At 70.1% G+C, this 16,712-nt stretch carries 11 protein-coding genes and 1 tRNA gene; 8 read left to right on the top strand and 4 right to left on the bottom strand.

From position 1 onward, the window contains the following. Window positions 1-13 precede the first annotated feature (13 nt). Window positions 14-1,576: a zinc-dependent metalloprotease gene (locus tag HMPREF9058_RS09605; protein ID WP_009407147.1), complete on the top strand. Its 1,563-nt coding sequence runs from the start codon at window positions 14-16 to the stop codon at window positions 1,574-1,576. Between the two features lie 60 nt (window positions 1,577-1,636). On the opposite strand, the gene HMPREF9058_RS09600 is transcribed toward HMPREF9058_RS09605, so the two are convergent. Continuing rightward, window positions 1,637-2,218, bottom strand: a complete 582-nt coding sequence (locus HMPREF9058_RS09600; RefSeq protein ID WP_043538132.1) for a PPA1309 family protein — start codon at window positions 2,216-2,218, stop codon at window positions 1,637-1,639. A 234-nt stretch (window positions 2,219-2,452) separates the two neighbouring features. Between HMPREF9058_RS09600 and HMPREF9058_RS09595 the strand changes: the two genes are divergently transcribed. The 5 genes from HMPREF9058_RS09595 to ppk2 all read left to right on the top strand — a co-directional run bounded on the left by HMPREF9058_RS09595 (window position 2,453) and on the right by ppk2 (window position 7,489). Further along, window positions 2,453-5,659 (top strand): UPF0182 family protein, encoded by a 3,207-nt coding sequence (locus HMPREF9058_RS09595; RefSeq protein ID WP_009407196.1) that lies wholly within the window; start codon window positions 2,453-2,455, stop codon window positions 5,657-5,659. Window positions 5,660-5,777: 118 nt separating this feature from the next. Then, window positions 5,778-5,854: transfer RNA gene (locus tag HMPREF9058_RS09590), tRNA-Met, on the top strand. A 118-nt stretch (window positions 5,855-5,972) separates the two neighbouring features. After that, window positions 5,973-6,215 (top strand): type II toxin-antitoxin system Phd/YefM family antitoxin, encoded by a 243-nt coding sequence (locus HMPREF9058_RS09585; protein WP_029316340.1) that lies wholly within the window; start codon window positions 5,973-5,975, stop codon window positions 6,213-6,215. Further along, window positions 6,212-6,478, top strand: coding sequence for a Txe/YoeB family addiction module toxin (locus HMPREF9058_RS09580; protein ID WP_009747888.1), 267 nt, complete (start codon window positions 6,212-6,214; stop codon window positions 6,476-6,478). The genes HMPREF9058_RS09585 and HMPREF9058_RS09580 overlap by 4 nt, the downstream gene beginning before the upstream one ends. A 171-nt stretch (window positions 6,479-6,649) precedes the next feature. Continuing rightward, window positions 6,650-7,489, top strand: coding sequence for a polyphosphate kinase 2 (gene ppk2 / locus HMPREF9058_RS09575; protein ID WP_043538268.1), 840 nt, complete (start codon window positions 6,650-6,652; stop codon window positions 7,487-7,489). Here ppk2 and HMPREF9058_RS09570 read toward each other — a convergent pair. The 3 genes from HMPREF9058_RS09570 to HMPREF9058_RS09560 all read right to left on the bottom strand — a co-directional run bounded on the left by HMPREF9058_RS09570 (window position 7,486) and on the right by HMPREF9058_RS09560 (window position 9,246). After that, window positions 7,486-8,241, bottom strand: a complete 756-nt coding sequence (locus HMPREF9058_RS09570) for an NAD-dependent protein deacylase (RefSeq protein WP_009407378.1) — start codon at window positions 8,239-8,241, stop codon at window positions 7,486-7,488. The two genes, ppk2 and HMPREF9058_RS09570, sit on opposite strands and share 4 nt — an antisense overlap. A 10-nt stretch (window positions 8,242-8,251) precedes the next feature. Then, the gene (locus HMPREF9058_RS09565; RefSeq protein WP_043538266.1) at window positions 8,252-8,677 is read right to left on the bottom strand and encodes a hypothetical protein; all 426 of its coding nucleotides are present in this window, start codon (window positions 8,675-8,677) and stop codon (window positions 8,252-8,254) included. 353 nt (window positions 8,678-9,030) lie between these two features. Further along, window positions 9,031-9,246 (bottom strand): DUF3107 domain-containing protein, encoded by a 216-nt coding sequence (locus tag HMPREF9058_RS09560; protein WP_009407243.1) that lies wholly within the window; start codon window positions 9,244-9,246, stop codon window positions 9,031-9,033. A 244-nt stretch (window positions 9,247-9,490) separates the two neighbouring features. Here HMPREF9058_RS09560 and HMPREF9058_RS09555 point away from each other — a divergent pair, with 244 nt between their 5' ends. Together HMPREF9058_RS09555 and HMPREF9058_RS09550 are read left to right on the top strand one after the other, a co-directional pair. After that, the gene (locus HMPREF9058_RS09555; protein ID WP_009407348.1) at window positions 9,491-13,135 is read left to right on the top strand and encodes a UrvD/REP family ATP-dependent DNA helicase; all 3,645 of its coding nucleotides are present in this window, start codon (window positions 9,491-9,493) and stop codon (window positions 13,133-13,135) included. Beyond that, entirely contained in the window at window positions 13,132-16,608 is a 3,477-nt protein-coding gene (locus tag HMPREF9058_RS09550) for an ATP-dependent DNA helicase (RefSeq protein ID WP_009747801.1), read from the top strand. Before HMPREF9058_RS09555 ends, HMPREF9058_RS09550 begins: the two co-directional genes overlap by 4 nt. Window positions 16,609-16,712: the final 104 nt, after the last annotated feature.

Below are 16,712 nucleotides of genomic sequence, written 5' to 3'. Positions count from 1 at the left end.
GAGAGGAAACCCCGTGAGCGAGGACGCCTTCGACGAGCTCGAGAAGATGCTCGCATCACTGTTCGGTGAGCAGATGGCCTCCGACGCCGTCAGCGCCCTGCGCTCATCCGGGGTGGATCCCAGCTCCATCGCCCAGATGCCGGGGGTGGGGGACATCTCCCAGCTCAGTCCCGCCCAGCTGCTGGCGATGCGCGCCCAGTTCCAGCAGATGTTCTCCGCCTCCACCGCCGAGCCGGTCAACTGGCAGATGGGCCAGGAGCTGGCCCTCCAGCAGGCGCGTGGCGACGGCGACCCGACGGTGACCGCCGCGGTCGCCGAGTCCACGCGTCAGGCCCTTCAGGTGGCCGACCTGTGGCTGGATACGGCCACCGAGTTCATGCCGGCCCCCGGACAGCGGGAGGCCTGGAGCCGCAGCAGCTGGGTCGAGCGCACGCTGCCGGTGTGGAAGGACGTGTGCGCCCCGGTGGCCGAGGCTGTCACCACCGCCCTGGCCCGTACCCTGGAGAAGCAGATTCAGGAGATGCCGGCCGAGATGGGGCAGGCCGCCCAGCAGATGGGGGCGCTCGGATCCATCATGCGCACCATGGCCGGCACGGCCTTCGGTCTCCAGATCGGCCAGGCCATCGGTGAGCTCGCCAAGGAGGCGCTGGGGGCCACCGACACCGGCCTGCCCCTGACCCGTGAGCCCGGTACGGCACTGGTTCCCGCCAACGTGGCCGCCTTCGCCGAGGGGCTGGAGGTCGATGAGGACGAGGCCCGTATGTTCCTGGCCGTGCGGGAGGCCGCCACCGCCCGCCTCTACGCCCACGTGCCCTGGCTGCGCGGGCAGGTGCTCCAGGCAGTGGTCGCCTACGCCCGCGAGATCCGCATCGACACCGAGACCCTGGAGTCCGCCGTGGCCCAGGTCGACCCCAACGACCCCGACGCCCTGCGCGAGGCCCTTGAGAGCGGGCTGTTCGCGCCCCAGGAGACGGCGGCCCAGCGCGAGGCCCTTGAGGACCTGGAGACGCTCCTGGCACTCGTTGAGGGCTGGGTCGAGGTGGTCACCGCCCGCGCCGCCGCACCGCACCTGCCCCACCTCATGGCACTGGCCGAGATGATGCGCCGGCGCCGGGCCCAGGGCGGCGCCGCCGAGCAGGTCTTCGCCCGCCTCATCGGCCTGACCTTCCGTCCCCGCCGGGCCCGGGAGGCCGCCGAGCTGTGGGCCCACCTGGGCGCCCAGGCCGGTGACGCCGAGCGCGACGCCTTCTGGAACCACCCCGACGTCATGCCCACGGCCTCCGAGCTCGCCAACCCCAAGGACTTCCTCACCATGCGGCGCATGGCTCAGGACATCGACGCCGAGATCGACGCCGACCTGGCCTCCCTGCTGGACGGGACCCTCGGGTACGCCGAGGGCGCCAAGGAGGCCGACGAGAACAGCCCCGAGGGGCTCGGGGACCGGAGCCCTGCCTCCGCCGACGCCGCCTCCCAGGAGCCCGGCCAGTCAGCCGACCCCGCTTCGGCCGGCGCCGGGGGCGAGGACTCGCCCGGGGAGCCCGACGAGCAGGACCCGACCGGCACGGACAAGGACTGAGGCGCACGGGGCCGCGCGGCGCTGGTGGCCGGCGTCGAGTGCTCGCCCGACGGTGACCGGCTACAGGAAGGTCGCCTCCAGGGCCTCGACCAGGCCGGGGACCAGGCGCTCGCCCTGATAGAGCGAGGCGTCGTCGTCGTGACTGCGTGAGCGCAGTACGCACCAGGACTGCCCGCCGCGCAGGACCCCCACCACCATGCGGATGTCCTCGCGGTCCGGGCGCTCCTGGAGGAAGGCCAGACGCTCGGCGGCATCGGTGATGGCCTCGGCCTCCTCCTGGGCCGCAGGCGGCAGTACCAGCCGCTCGACGCTGATGGCGGCGCCGTGGACGGACTCGGGCCAGGCGAGCTGGGCCAACAGGTGCTCCAGGTCCGCGGCGGGCGGCAGCCCCTCCTGCTCCACCACCATGAGCAGCTCGGGGTTCGAGCGGGCCTCCTCCACGGTGGCGGTGTCCAGGAGGTCGGCCACGTCCGGGTCGGCCTCAAGAGCCTCGGCGGTGCGCACCAGCGCGAAGACGCGCACCGGTTGGTCCCAGCCGTGGGCAGCCACGTGAGTCTCGGTCTCCGTCACCGCGCGGGCCAGGGCCCCTGCCGATAAGGCTGCGGCTGGACCCGCCCCCGTGGTGGTCGCCTCGTCATGCATTGTGTCAGTCACGCCGCCATCGTCTCACTGGTGGCGCCGCCTCCTCCAATGACGAGGCTTCATCAGTCAGGTGGCGCGCCCTGGCCACCCGAGGCGTTTTCTCATCCTGGAGAAGGTTATGGCCGTGTCAGAGGTGTGTGGGACGATGGACCGAGCGGCCCCTCCGGCCGATGACGCCATGTTTCACCGTGTGCGAGGCCGCGTCACCACGCACGTCAGACAGGGAGCAGGATCGTGAGCACCAGGCCCGATGACGAGTCCCCGGACTCAACCTCCGAGGAGTCCTCGAGCAAGTCCGCCGGCTCGTCCCGGCAGGGCAAGCCTGACAACTTAGCCGGACTGTTCGGCCTTGGACGCATGGGTGGGGGAGGGCCCCGTCCTCCCCGCGCTCCGCGCACCGGTAAAGGCGGCGGACGTCCCGGTCCGCTGGTCCTGACCATCTCGATCATCGCGGCCATCGCTGTGGTCATTGGCATCCTGTCGCAGGTGTGGACCGAGGTCCTCTGGTTCAGTCAGATCGGGTACGCCCGGGTGCTGTGGACGCAGTGGATCGCCCTCATCGTCCTGTTCCTGGTGGGATTCGGCATCATGTTCGGGGCCGTCTTCGTCTCGATGACCAGGGCCTACCGGGCCCGGGAGATCGGGATGCCCGACGACGAGGCCACGCGCAACCTCGAGGCCTACCGCTCCGTCATCGAGCCGGTGCGACGTCGGCTGACCTGGGCAGTGCCGGCGGTGCTGGCCCTGTTCGGCTCGGCCTGGGAGCTGGCCCCCAGCTGGCGGGAGATTCTGCTGGCCTTCAACTCCCAGTCCTTCGGAGTCAAGGACCCCCAGTTCGGGATCGATATCTCCTTCTACGTCTTCATCCTGCCCGCAGTGCTGACGCTCGTGTCCTTCCTGTCCGGCGTCGTCCTGTTCGCCGGGGTGGCCTCGATCGTCGTCCACTACCTGTACGGCGGTATCTCCGTGGTGCGTAAGCCTCACTTCACCAAGGCCGCACGCATGCACCTGGCGATCTTCTTGGCGCTGTACGCCGTCATCCGGGCCGTGGGCTACTGGCTGGGTCGCTACAGCGCCCTGTACGCCTCCAACTCCAAGTTCGACGGCGCCAACTACACCGACGTCAACGCGGTCATCCCCGCCAACGCGATTCTCGCGGCGATCGGACTGGCCGTGGCCTTCCTCTTCGTCGCCTCGGTGCGATCCAGCTCCTGGCGCCTGCCGATCATCGGTGTGGTTGTCATGATCGTCTCCTCCCTGGTGGTGGGGACCGCCTACCCGCTGGTCATCCAGAAGTTCATCGTCGACCCCAACGCCCAGCGCCAGGAGGCCGAGTACATCCAGCGCAACATCAACGCCACCAAGGCCGCCTACGGCCTGGAGAACGTGGAGACCACCAACTACGACGCCACGACGAAGACGGCGGCCGGCCAGCTGGAGAAGGACGCCGAGTCCACCACCTCGATCCGGCTCCTGGACCCCGGGCTCATCTCCCCGACCTTCCAGCAGGTCCAGCAGAACAAGCAGTACTACTCCTTCGCGAACCGGCTCAACGTGGACCGCTACAAGGTGGACTCCACCAGTCGGGACACGGTGATCGCGGTACGTGAGCTCAACCTGTCCGGCCTGGGCGAGCAGCAGCAGACCTGGGTCAACGAGCACACCGTCTACACCCACGGCTACGGCGTCGTGAACGCCTACGGCAACACGGTGGCCACCCGCGGCTACCCCTCGTTCTGGGAGGGGGGCATCCCCTCCCAGGGCGACCTGGGTAAGTACGAGCCCCGGATCTACTTCGGTCAGTCCTCGCCGTCTTACTCCATCGTGGGCGGCAAGGACAACGGCTCGCCGCGCGAGCTGGACTACCCCGACGACGAGTCCAAGACCGGTCAGGTCAACACCACCTTCGCCGGCAACGGCGGGCCGAGCGTGTCCAACCCGTTCAACCGCCTGCTCTACGCCGCCAAGTTCCGGGAGGCCAACATCCTCTTCTCCCAGGAGGTGCGCGAGGGATCCCAGATCCTCTACGACCGGGACCCGGCCAAGCGCGTCGCCAAGGTGGCCCCCTGGCTGACCCTGGACAACAGCCCCTACCCGGCCGTTGTCGATCACGACGACAACCCGGCCACCCCCAAGCGGGTGATGTGGATCGTCGACGGTTACACCACGACGAACAACTACCCCTACGCCCAGCACGAGTCCCTGGCCAAGGCGACGGCGACCGCCGACAACAAGGGCGGACTTCTGCGGGCGCCGGAGGAGTCCAACTACGTGCGCAACTCCGTCAAGGCCGTCGTGGACGCCTACGACGGGTCGGTCAAGCTCTACCAGTGGGATGACAAGGACCCGATCCTCAAGGCCTGGCAGAAGGTCTTCCCCGGGACGGTCACGCCCATGAGCCAGATGAGCGCCGACCTCATCGCCCACATGCGCTACCCCGAGGACCTGTTCAACGTCCAGCGCACCATGATGGCGACCTATCACGTCAACGACGCCGCGGAGTTCTACTCCGGTGGAGACTTCTGGAAGATCCCGGATGACCCGACCACACCCGGTCAGGACCAGCAGGCCCCCTACTACCTGACCCTCAAGATGCCCGGGCAGGACCAGGCGAGCTTCTCCCTGTCCAGCGCCTACATCATCGGCGGAAATACCAACCGCAACGTGCTCACCGGCTTCCTCGCCGTGGACTCCGAGACCTCTCCCGGCACCGGGAAGAAGGGGGAGCGTAGTCCGAGCTACGGCAAGCTGAGACTCCTGGAGCTTCCGCGTTCCTCGAACGTGGCCGGGCCGGGGCAGGTGCAGAACATCTTCGACTCCAACCCGGAGATCTCCAAGGAGCTCAACCTCCTGTCCCAGGAGGGCTCCCAGGTCATCAAGGGCAACCTGCTGACGCTGCCCGTGGGAGGCGGACTGCTCTACGTCCAGCCCGTCTACGTGCAGTCGTCGTCGGGAACTCAGTACCCGCTGCTGCGCAAGGTGCTGGTTTCCTTCGGGGACAACGTCGGATTCGCCGACACCCTCTCGGGGGCGCTCGACCAGGTCTTCGGCGGTAACTCCGGGGCGACCACGGGTCAGGAGGCCATCGACGGCGATGCCGCCGCGGCCAATGACACCAATGAGACGACCGACGGCAAGGACCCGACGGCGGATGGCGGGGCCAAGGCATCGGCGAGCCCGAGCGCCGCGCCCACGGCTTCAGCCAGTGCGTCCTCCTCGGCCTCGGCCAGCGCGTCCTCCAGTTCCTCCGCCACCCCGTCGGCCTCGGGAACCTCGGATCCGAAGGCGGAGCTCAATCAGGCGCTCTCCGACGCTCAGACCGCGATGACTGACGCGGACACAGCCAGGAGCAAGGGCGACTGGTCGGCATACGGCGATGCGCAGAAGCGCCTCAACGAAGCCGTCAAGCGGGCCGTTGAGGCCCAGAAGAAGCTGGGCTGAGCCCGGTCGGCCACCACTGAGGGCGTGCCCTGCGACCCGCCTCACCGGGCGGTGAGCAAGGGCACGCCCTCGTCATTTGCCTTAAGGGTGGGACGCCCCCTAAGGTTGGTCTCACCGACGCGGGGTGGAGCAGTTCGGTAGCTCGCCGGGCTCATAACCCGGAGGTCGCAGGTTCGAATCCTGTCCCCGCTACCACTCCAGAGGAGCCCGGTCCTTCCCAGGACCGGGCTCCTCTGTTCTTGTCTGTTCGGCCGTCCGACTGAAGAGAGGCAGTGACCTTGAGGGGGCGTACGTTATGACGTACGCTTGCTGCGTGTCTACGATTCCAGTGACGACCGCTCGTTCTCAGCTGTATCGGCTCATCGATCAGGTCAACGAAGACTCCGAGCCGCTGGTCATCACCGGCCAACGCGGCAATGCCGTCTTGGTGGGGGAGGAGGACTGGAGGGCGATCCAGGAGACGCTCTACCTGGAGTCCGTCCCGGGCATGATGGACTCGATCCGGAATGCCCGACGTGAAGGCATCGAGGCGGGCTCGGAAGAACTCGACTGGTGAGCTCGTGGCGAATCGTGTTCTCACGTCAGGCACAGAAGGACGCGAAGAAACTCACCGCGGCGGGGCTCAAGCCTAAAACCGAGAAGTTCCTCAACCTCATGCGGGAGAATCCCTTCGTCAAGCCGCCTCGTGATGCAAAGCTGGTCGGGGATCTATCGGGCTGTTACTCGCGGCGTATCACTATCCAGCATCGGCTCGTCTACGAGGTGCATACCGACGAGAGGACCATCCATGTCCTGAGAATGTGGACCCACTACGAGTGATGACGCCTCCCCGCAGGCTCGGCGTGACGTGATTCCCCAGACTGGCATGACTGCGGGCGCATGACTGGGTAGCGCCAGCGCCGGTATCTCCCTCATGAATACGTTCGCGGTTGCTTGCGCACCCGCGTGGGATCTGTGAGAAACTCAAGTATGGCGAAGAAGCACCCCACCATGGACCGTTCCCTGTACGAGGCCGAGCTGTTGAGGCTGCAGGCGGAGTTGGTCGAGATGCAGGAGTGGGTCAGGGCCACCGGCGCCCGCGTCGTCGTCATCTTCGAGGGCCGTGACGCGGCCGGCAAGGGTGGGGCGATCAAACGGATCACCGAGTACCTCAACCCGCGTATCGCGCGCGTGGTCGCACTTCCCGTACCCACCGAGCGTGAGCGCACCCAGTGGTACTTCCAGCGCTACATCGCGCACCTGCCCGCCGCCGGCGAGATCTGCCTGTTCGACCGCTCCTGGTACAACCGCGGCGGCGTCGAGCACGTCATGGGCTACTGCACCCCGGAGGAGCACCGGCGCTTCCTCCAGCAGTGCCCGGTCTTCGAGAGGATGCTCGTCGACGACGGCATCCTGCTGCGCAAGTACTGGTTCTCCGTGCCCCAGAAGGAGCAGTACAAACGGTTCAAGTCGCGGATGACCGACCCCATGCGGCGTTGGAAGCTCTCGCTCACGGACCTGGAGTCTCTGCCCCGCTGGGAGGACTACTCGCGCGCCAAGGACGAGATGTTCGTCCACACGGACATCGACTCCGCGCGCTGGCACGTCGTGGAGTCCGCCGACAAGCGCAAGGCGCGCATCAACATGATCCACCACCTGCTGGAGTCCATTCCCTACGAGCACGTGGAGCGTCCTGAGATGACCTTCCCGAAGAAGTCCTCCTTGCCGTCGTCGGGCTACCGCCGCACGGACCGCTCCCTCCAGAGCGAGGTGCCCGACTACGCGGCCACCCTCAGCGAGTCCGATGCGCCCGAGCGCTACGTGGACCTCGAGGACCAGGGAATCGGTTAGGGCTGTCGCCTCAGACGCTCCAGCTCCTGGAAGACCTGGCCGACCGGCTCACGAATGATGAGGTCGGCGCGGGAGTCGTACGGCGTGGGAGTCGCGTTCATGAGGACCAGGCGCTCACCGGCGTAGTAGTCGATGAGGCCCGCCGCCGGGTAGACGACCAGGCTCGTGCCGGCCACGATCAGCAGGTCCGCCTCTGAGATGGCCCGCACGGCCCCCTCCATGACGTCGTTGTCCAGCATCTCCCCGTAGAACACGATGTCCGGCCGCAGCACCGAGGAGCATGCAGGGCAGTGGGGGACCTCGCCGGAGCGGGCGCCGTCGACGTCGTCCAGGGTGAAGTGCTCACCGCAGCCGGTGCAGGTCAGACGCGACCAGTTGCCGTGCAGCTCGAGGACCCGCTGGGAGCCGGCCCGCTGGTGGAGGCCGTCGATGTTCTGCGTGACCACGGCAGACAGCTTCCCGGCCCTTTCCAGATCGGCCATAAGCCTGTGGGCCGCGTTGGGGGCCACGCCCTCGCGGGCGATCTCCTGCGCGAACCACTCCCAGTAGGCCTGCGGGTGCACGGTGAAGAAGTCGATGGAGAGGACCTGCTCCAGGGGGATCTCTCGCTCCTGGTGGTAGAAGCCCTTGGCGCCTCGGAAGTCAGGGATCCCCGACTCCGTGGAGACCCCGGCACCGCCGAAGAAGACGATGCGGCTGGACTCTTCGATCCACTGGGCGAGCAGGCCCCTCTGGCTGTCCTGGTGATCCATGCACTCCACCCTAACGCCGGGGACCAATCCTGCACGCGCAGAGCCGGTTGCGACGCCATACGAGACATATGCTCAGGACACAGGCAAGAGTGGACAGCGTCCCGGTGACATAACGCTCGAACTCGCTGGTGGTGATGAAGAGGTTGAAGGCCGAGGCGATGAACAGCCACAGAGTCGAGGCATACACAACCCCTCGCGCGGTGCGATCACGCAGGGGCCGGCGTATCAGACCGCCGTACCTGAGGTACGCCAGGCCGCAGCTGAACCAGGCCAGAAAGAGTGCCAGGTTGACCGGCCTGAGTAGGACAGGGGAGACGGTATAGGCGCCGCCCAGGACGAACCGGCCCAAAGGAAGTCCCAGGGCCAGAAGTAGCTGCAGCACGCCATTGATGAAGAACAAGGCGGCGCACATCACCGCGAGCACAGGTGTCTTCATGAGAGCGACTGTATCGGCCTGCATGTTGGCAACGTGAAGAATCGAAGGACGAACAACTCTGCGCCGGGTTGGGCCTCAGTGGATCGGTCGGTAGCCGGTGCGATCGGCCTCGATCCGCGCTGTGATGAGCTCAGGCGTCAGGTCGTCGTACATCGCGCCCGTCGCCATATGAGCGAATTGCTCCGTCAGGTTCATGCGTACCGATCCTCCTGCCTGCCGTTCCGGTTCATCGACTCTCAGCCTCCTCGCAGGACGCTGAGTGATCAGGCAAGGGCCCAGATCAGCAGCGGAACGCCGTGGAATGCGGTCCGCCAGACCTGGGCCCTGTGCGTGCTCGTCGTGGGGGGAGAGGCTCAGATACCGAAGCCGACCCGGCGGGGCTCGGCCTCGCCGAGCTCGATGTACGCCAGGGAGCCGGCCGGCACGAAGACCTTGCGGCCCTTGTCGTCGCTGAGGATGACGGCCTTGGTCTCGGCGTCGGCCACGGCGGCCAGCACCTTCTCCTGAGAGTCGGAGGTCTCCAGGGAGAGCTCGCGGCTGGCGTGCTTGATTCCGATCGTGACCTGCATGGGGCTCCTTCGCATCGTCTGTGTGCCGTATTGAGCGGCACAGCGCCCATCGGGGAGAGGGGCGTGAACCTGGCTCGATCCTAGGGGGCTGCGGCCGTGCCGGCCCTTCGCGCGCACCAGGAGCCGCGCCGTTTCGCGCCACGCGGAACATGCGCCGCCGGCGCTTCCGGGTCGAGGGCTCGTGACCGATGACGATCCGTTAACGGTGCACGATCCTGTCGGTGGCCCGTGGTGAGATGGTCCCATGCCCCAGGACCCCGTCCGTCTCCTCCCGCCCGCCGAGGCGGCCGAGCTGCCCGCCGCCGACGCCGATGGGCAGCGGGTCCTGGACCGCGTGGCTGAGGGCTCCAACGTCGTCGTCCTGGGGGCTCCTGGGACCGGTAAGACGTCTTTGGCCCTGAGGCTGCTGGCCGAGGCGGTCGCCGGTGGACGTGACGCCGTCCTGCTGGCACCTACCCGGGCGCGGGCCGACTGGCTGCGCGGCCGGGCCGCCCACCTGCTGCGTGAGGGCCATGGCGACGGCGTCGTCCGAGTGCGTACTCCCGCAGCCCTCGCCCTGACGATTCTGACCACCTCCTTGACCATGCGGCCCGCCCCGCTGCCGCCCCCGGTGCTTCTGGCCGGTGCGGAGGAGGACTCCGCCCTGGCCTCCATGGTCAGCACCGTCACCTGGCCGGGGCTCCCCGCCGAGGCCACCGGGTCTCGGGCGTTCCGCTCCGAGCTGCGCAACCTCCTGGCCCGCGCCGGAGAGCTGGGCGTCAGCGCCGACGACCTGGCCGACCTGGCACGCCGGCTCAATGTCCCCATCTGGGGGCCCGCGTCTCAGCTCCTGCGCACCTGGGACGCGCAGGGGCGGGCCAGCGCCGAGCGCAGGGCCCAGACCCGCAAGATGGACACGGCTCGTCTCCAGGACCGCGCCGTGGAGGCACTGAGCTCCTGGGGCGCCGACGCCGTCACCGCCCCCCGCCCTGTGCCGGACCTCGTCCTCGTGGACGACTACCAGGACTGCACGGCCGCCACCGCCAGGCTCCTGACGGCCCTGGCGACCCCGGACCCCGACGGGCACCGGGCGCAGGTTGTGGTGCTGGGGGACCCCGACGTCGCCGTGGAGACCTTCCGCGGGGGCACCCCCAGCCTGCTTATCGCCGCCGAGGACCACTCGGGGCTCGCAGCCACCCGCCTGCGGCTGACCACCTGCTACCGAGGCAACCCGGCCATCGCGGCGGTGATCCGTGACCAGAGTGCCCGGGTCCCGGTGACCGGCACGACCGCCCACCGGCAGACGACCCTGGCGCCCGGGTCCTCAGTACGGTCCTCGGCAGGGCTTTCCTCCGGGGCGAGTGACGCTGAGCGCCCGCAGGCGGCGGCCGGCGTCGAAGTCGTCCTGGCCTCCTCCATCTGGCAGGAGCACGCCCACGTCGCCCGGGCGCTCAGGCTCGAGCACGTCCACCACGGCACCGCCTGGTCACAAATGGCGGTCATCGTTCGCAGCGCCGCAGACGCCGAGACCCTCGCCAGGGACCTGCGCAGACGAGGTGTGCCCCTGGCCTCACGCACGCCCGCGGTCCTGCTACGCGCAGAACCGGCCGCGGCCGCGCTCCTGGACATCGTGCGCGCCGCCATCCGCGACCAGCTGGGCGGGCATGGTGAACCGCCCCAGCGCGACGCCGCCATCAACCTCCTCACCAGCCCCCTGGTGGGGCTGACCACCATGGACCTGCGCCGACTGCGCCGCAGGCTGCGACAGGCCCAGCCGGCCGCAACCCCGCACGCCGGTGCGGCCGAGCCCAGTGAGCCCAGGACCACCGCACCCACAACCGGTCCCGCTGTTGATCCCGTCGCCGGGACCGGGCCCCGAACCGGCGGCGACGCCGCCCTCCTGGCCCTGCTGGCCGCCCCCGAGCAGGCCTCCGGCTTCGCCCGGTCCCTGGACGGGCAGTCGCTGAGCGCCCAGGCGGAGCGGCTCCTCATCGCAGCCAGGATCCTTGAGGCCCTGCGCTCCGCCATCGGGCAGACCCCGGACGAGGCCCCGCGCGATGTCGAGGCCCTGCTGTGGGCCGCCTGGAACGCCTCCGAGCGGGCCGAGGCCTGGCGCGCCACCGCCCTGCTGCCCTCGGCAAGCTCGGTGCGAACGCTCCTGTCCGAGGCCGCCGAGCACGACCTCGACGTCGTCACCACCCTGTTCAAACGCGCCGAGGTCTGGGCCGAGCGCCACCCGGGCCAGGACGCCTCCAGCTTCCTGGCCGAGCTCGACGCCGAGGTCCTGCCCTCGGACTCCGTCGCCCCTCAGGGGCGGCGCCCGGAGGGTGTGGCCGTCATGACCCCGGCGGGTTGCGCGGGCCAGGAGTGGGAGCTTGTTGTGGTTGTCGGACTGGAGCGGGACCGCTGGCCGGACCTGCGCCTGAGGGACTCCCTGACCCGAACCGGCCTCCTCGTCGACGCCGTCACCGGCCGCCTGACCACAGACACCGCTGCACCGGGGGAGGGAAGCGGCGGCAGCGGGGCCGTGGCCGCCGCCCGGGCGCAGGTGCGCGCCGACGAGCGCCGCATGCTCATCATGGCCGTGTCGCGCGCCTCCAGGCGCCTCCTGCTGACCGCCACCGCTGACGCCGAGCACGCCCCCTCACCCTTCCTGACCGAGATCGCCCACAGCGCCGGGATCGCCTTGACCGACGCTGACGGCGCCCCCCTCCTGACCCCCGACACCGGCGACCTCACCCTACGCGGCCTGGTGGGGGAGCTGCGCCACGCCGCCATCTGCGGCAACCTCGAGACGGCCACCGACGCCGAGCGCCGCCGCGGCCGGGCCGCCGTCGACCTGTTGGCCGACCTCGCCCGCCAAGGCGTACCCGGCGCAGACCCCGCCACCTGGATCGGCGCGACCGGCCCCACCTCCACCGCCCCCCTCATCGCCGCCGGCGAGCGGATACGGGTCAGCCCCTCCGACGTGGAGGGCCTGGCCGCCTGCCCCCTCAAGTGGTTCCTGACCCGCAGCGGCGGATCGGCCCCCGCCAGCGACGCCCAGGCCCTGGGCAGCCTCGTCCACGCCGTCGCCGAACGGGCGGAGACGGAGCACCTGCGCGGTCCGGCCCTGCGCGAGGCCTTCGAGGAGCGCCTGACCGACCTCGGCTACCCCGCCACCTGGCAGGGAGGCCTGGCCGCAGACCGCGCCCGCGCCATGATCGAGCGCCTCGACGCCTACCTGGCTGACTGCGACGCCCTGGGCGTGCGCGCCGACGTCGAGCAGCCGGTGCGCGCCGACGTCGACATCCCCCTGAGTGTCCTCAGCCCCGCGGTCCGCCAGCGGGCCGGCCTGCGGATACCGACGAAAGGCGGCAACGCCGTCCCGATCACGATCTCCGGGCGCATCGACCGCCTCGAGCACCTCGGCGGCCTGTCGGGAGATGACCTGGAGGACTCCGCCGGCCCCGACCGGAACGGCACCGTGCGCGTCATCGACCTCAAGACCGGGCAGCGCGTCCCCAAGGACGTCCAGCGTCACCCCCAGCTGGCCACCTACCGGCTGGCCCTGAGCTCGCAGGGCCTCGACGTCGTCGGCGGAGCCCTCGTGCTCCTGGGCAAGGAGCCCTCCAAACGCTCCGGGGACGGCTACGTCCTGGCCCCGCCGGGCGCCGCCCTCGACCCCAGCCCCGCCGCCACGGAACCTGCGGAGGAGCCCGCGTGCGAGCCCGCTGAGGAACCGGGCGACGAGGAAGCGAACAGTGCTACCGACAGCAGCGAGGAGTACTGGGCAGAGGACCTCGTGGCCGCCGCGGCCATGGCCGGAGTGGGCCCGCAGATCGAGGCCCGCACCGGCGAGCACTGCCGTACCTGCCAGGTCAAGGACTCCTGCCCCGTGCAGGTCGAGGGAAGGAGAGTCGTCTCATGACCCCCACCGACCCAGACCGGCTCACCCCCCAGGCCCTGGCGGAGGCCCTCGGCATCCACACCCCCACCCAGGAGCAGGCGCGCGTCATCGCCCACCGGCTGAGCCCCCTGCTGGTGGTCGCCGGAGCCGGCTCAGGCAAGACCGCCACCATGGCCCAGCGAGTCGTCTATCTGGTCGCCACCGGGCAGGTCCGCCCCGACCAGATCCTCGGACTGACCTTCACCCGCAAGGCCACCGCCGAGCTCGACCAGCGCGTCGCCTCCCGCCTAGCCGGCCTCAGTGCGGCCGGACTGCTCCCGGCCACCGGGTCGGAGCACGACAGGGGAGTGGAGGGCACCGCTGACGCCACCGACTTTGGCGAGCCGATGATCGCCACCTACAACTCCTTCGCAGGCTCCCTGGTGCGAGACCACGGGCTGCGCATCGGCGTGGACCCCGACTCAACCCTCATCACCCAGGCCCGCTCCTGGCAGATCGTCACCTCCCTGCTCGAGGCGCGCACGCTCCCGCTGCCCAACGAGAGCCTCAGCCACAACGCGAGCGCCACCCTGGTCCTGGCCGACTCCCTGAGCCAGAACCTGCTGACCATCGAGGAGGCCGCCAAGGACCTGGCCGACCTGACCGAGCAGTTCACCGCCCTGGCCGCCATCAAGGGCTGCAAGACCCTGGTCGGCAAGGCCCCCGCCGTCATGGCCGAGTGGGAGGCCCTGCTCGACGTCGTCGCCGAACTGCATGCGCACAAACGTCACCACGGCCTGCTCGACTTCGGTGACCAGATCGCCCTGGCCTGCGCCATCGCCGAGTCCGTCCCCGAGGCCGCCGCCCAGGTGCGGGCCCAGTACCCCGCGGTCCTGCTCGACGAGTTCCAGGACACCTCGGTGGCCCAGGTCCGGCTCCTGTCCGCCCTCTTCGCCGACTCTGGGGTGACCGCCGTCGGCGATCCCCACCAGGCCATCTACGGGTGGCGAGGAGCCAGCGCCGCCGCCCTGGACACCTTCCACCAGCGCTTCAACCCCACCGGCACCGCCCTCCTGGAGTCCGATACCTCACCGGTCGAGGCCACCCCCGTCCTGGAGCTGTCGACCTCCTGGCGCAACGACTCCACCATCCTGGAGGTCGCCAACGTCGTCTCCGCACCCCTGCGCTCCGGCGTCGTCGAGGACGGGGACCCGGTCGGCGAGCACCTCACCGTCGCCCCCTTGCAGGCCCGCCCCGCAGCCTTCGGCCTGGAGCCCGGCGCGGTGTACGGGGCCTTCCTCCAGGACCCCGCCGAGGAGGCCCACACGGTCGTCGCCTTCCTCGCCGAGCGCTGGTCACCCAGTGCCGAGATGGCCGTCCTGTGCCGCACCCGGGCACAGATGGAGCCCATCGCCGCCGAGCTGGAGGAGGCCGGCCTGCCCTACACGATCATCGGCCTGGGCGGGATGCTCTACGTCCCCGAGGTCGCCGACGTCCGCGCCCTGCTGACCGCGGCCTCGGACCCGGAGCGCGGGGACCGGGTGGTCAGGCTCCTGACCGGTTTCGGCATCGGTGCCCGCGACCTGCGGGCCCTGGCCTCGCTGGCCCGCGAGCTCACCCGCACCGCGACCGAAAGCGGCAAGGAAGCACCAGGACCTCACGGCGACCATGCCGAGGCCGACTCCCCACTGCTCAGCGAGGCCCTGGACACCCTGCTGCGATGGCATGAGGACGGCGCGCAGGAAGAGCAGGAAGAGTCCGCCGCGGCCCGGGATCTGACCCAGGCCGGGCGGGCCGTCGCGCTGCGCACCGCCCGGGCGATCCGACGCATCCGGGAGGCCGTCTCGCTTCCCCTGCCCGACCTCGTGGCCCTGGCCGAGCAGGCACTTGATCTTGATATCGAGATCGCCGCCCGGGTCGGCCACCCGATGGGGCACCGCGCCCTCGACTCCTTCCACGAGACGGCCCGGGCCTTCTCCGCCGACACCGACGCCCCCACTCTCACCGGCTTCCTGGAATGGCTCGATGCCGCCGAGGAGCACGAGGACGCCATGAGCGCCCCCGAGGTCGAGCCCTCGCCCGGGGCGGTCCAGCTCCTCACCGTCCACGCCGCCAAGGGCCTGGAGTGGGACGTCGTCGCCGTCCCCGGCATGGACGAGCAGGTCTTCCCCTCCTACACCAGCGCCGTCAAGGACGATCTTCGCGTCGCGGAGACCGGCTGGATGGGCTCCACCTCAACCTTCCCCTTCCCGCTGCGGGCCGACGCCGGCGACCTGCCCCCCTTCACCGTGGGAGACCTCGACCCGGCTGCCACCGACAAGCCCCTCCTGACCGAGACGATGAGCGCCTACAAGGAGGCCCTCGGGCGCCAGAGCTTGCGCGAGGAGCGCCGCCTGGCCTACGTGGCCTTCACCCGGGCCCGCCACGAGCTCCTCCTGACCGGCTCCCACCTGTCCAAGACCGCCTCCAAGCCCCGCCGCCCCTCACGCTTCCTCACCGAGCTCCAGCGGCGCGACCTCCTGTCTCCCTACGCGGAGGGCTGGGTCGACTTCGATGAGTCCCGCCCCAACCCCCTGACCGCCCTGACCCAGGTGGGCACCTGGCCCCCCGACGCCGACGCAGCGGAGCCCCTGGACAACCAGGCCCCGGAGGCCAGGGGAGAGGACGCCCCGGTCACCGATCGGCTCGCCGCTGTGCGCCGGGCCCGGTACGCGGCCGCCGCCCAGGTCACCGCCGCCATGGGCGGAACCGGCCCCGTCCAGGAGGTGCCCGCTCAGGCCCAGCCCGATGACGAGATGGTGCGGCGGTGGAGACTCGAGGCGGGACTCCTCCTGGCCGAGCGCACCCGGGCCCTGGCCGGCGGCCCCGCCGTCCGCCTGCCCGAGCACCTGGCCGCCACCCGCCTGGACGACCTGCGCGCCGACCGCCACCAGTTCGCACTCGACCTGCGTCGCCCGCTCCCACCCGAGCCCCGCGCCGCCGGCCGGCTCGGAACCGTCTTTCACGAGGCCGTCGCCCAGCGCCTGAGCGCACGTGGCACCCTGTTCGGCCTGGGGCAGGCGGGCGTGCCCGACAGCCTCGGGCCCCAGGACCGGGACCGCATCGAGCGCTGGCTGGAGACCGCAGAGAACCTGCCGCTCCTGGAGGACTACGTCCTGGCCGAGACCGAGACCGACCGGGAGATCACCATCGGTGCCACCACCCTGCGCTGCCGCATGGACGCCGTCTTCCACCGCTCGGACGGTTCCGGGTGGCTCATCGTCGACTGGAAGACCGGGCGCCGACAGGTGCCCGTGGACCAGCTCAGCGTCTATGTCCACGCGTGGGCTGCCTCCCAGGGCGTGCCCACCGGGGCGGTACGGGCCGCCTACGTCTACGTCGACTACCCCGGAGGACGCGTCGATGAGCTCACCGCCGAGGGCCTGCTCAGCATCGAGCAGATCCAGGCGGCTCTGGCACCAGGCTCCCCACCCGAGGAGATGACACCTCTTCCCGCACCCGAGCAGCCAGGCTAACGTCAGCCTCAGGCCCGCCCGGGATCGGCCGCTCGACACAGAAGCACGGCCGGTCCCGGCCCGGCGCGCCGGCTCTTCCTACCCGACGCCGCAAGGAGAACCCA

Source organism: Actinomyces sp. oral taxon 175 str. F0384 (assembly GCF_000223355.1).
GTDB classification, from domain to species: Bacteria; Actinomycetota; Actinomycetes; order Actinomycetales; family Actinomycetaceae; genus Actinomyces; species Actinomyces oris.
Note: the sequence above shows the minus strand (reverse complement) of the source record. Positions and strands in the feature narration are given on the sequence as shown.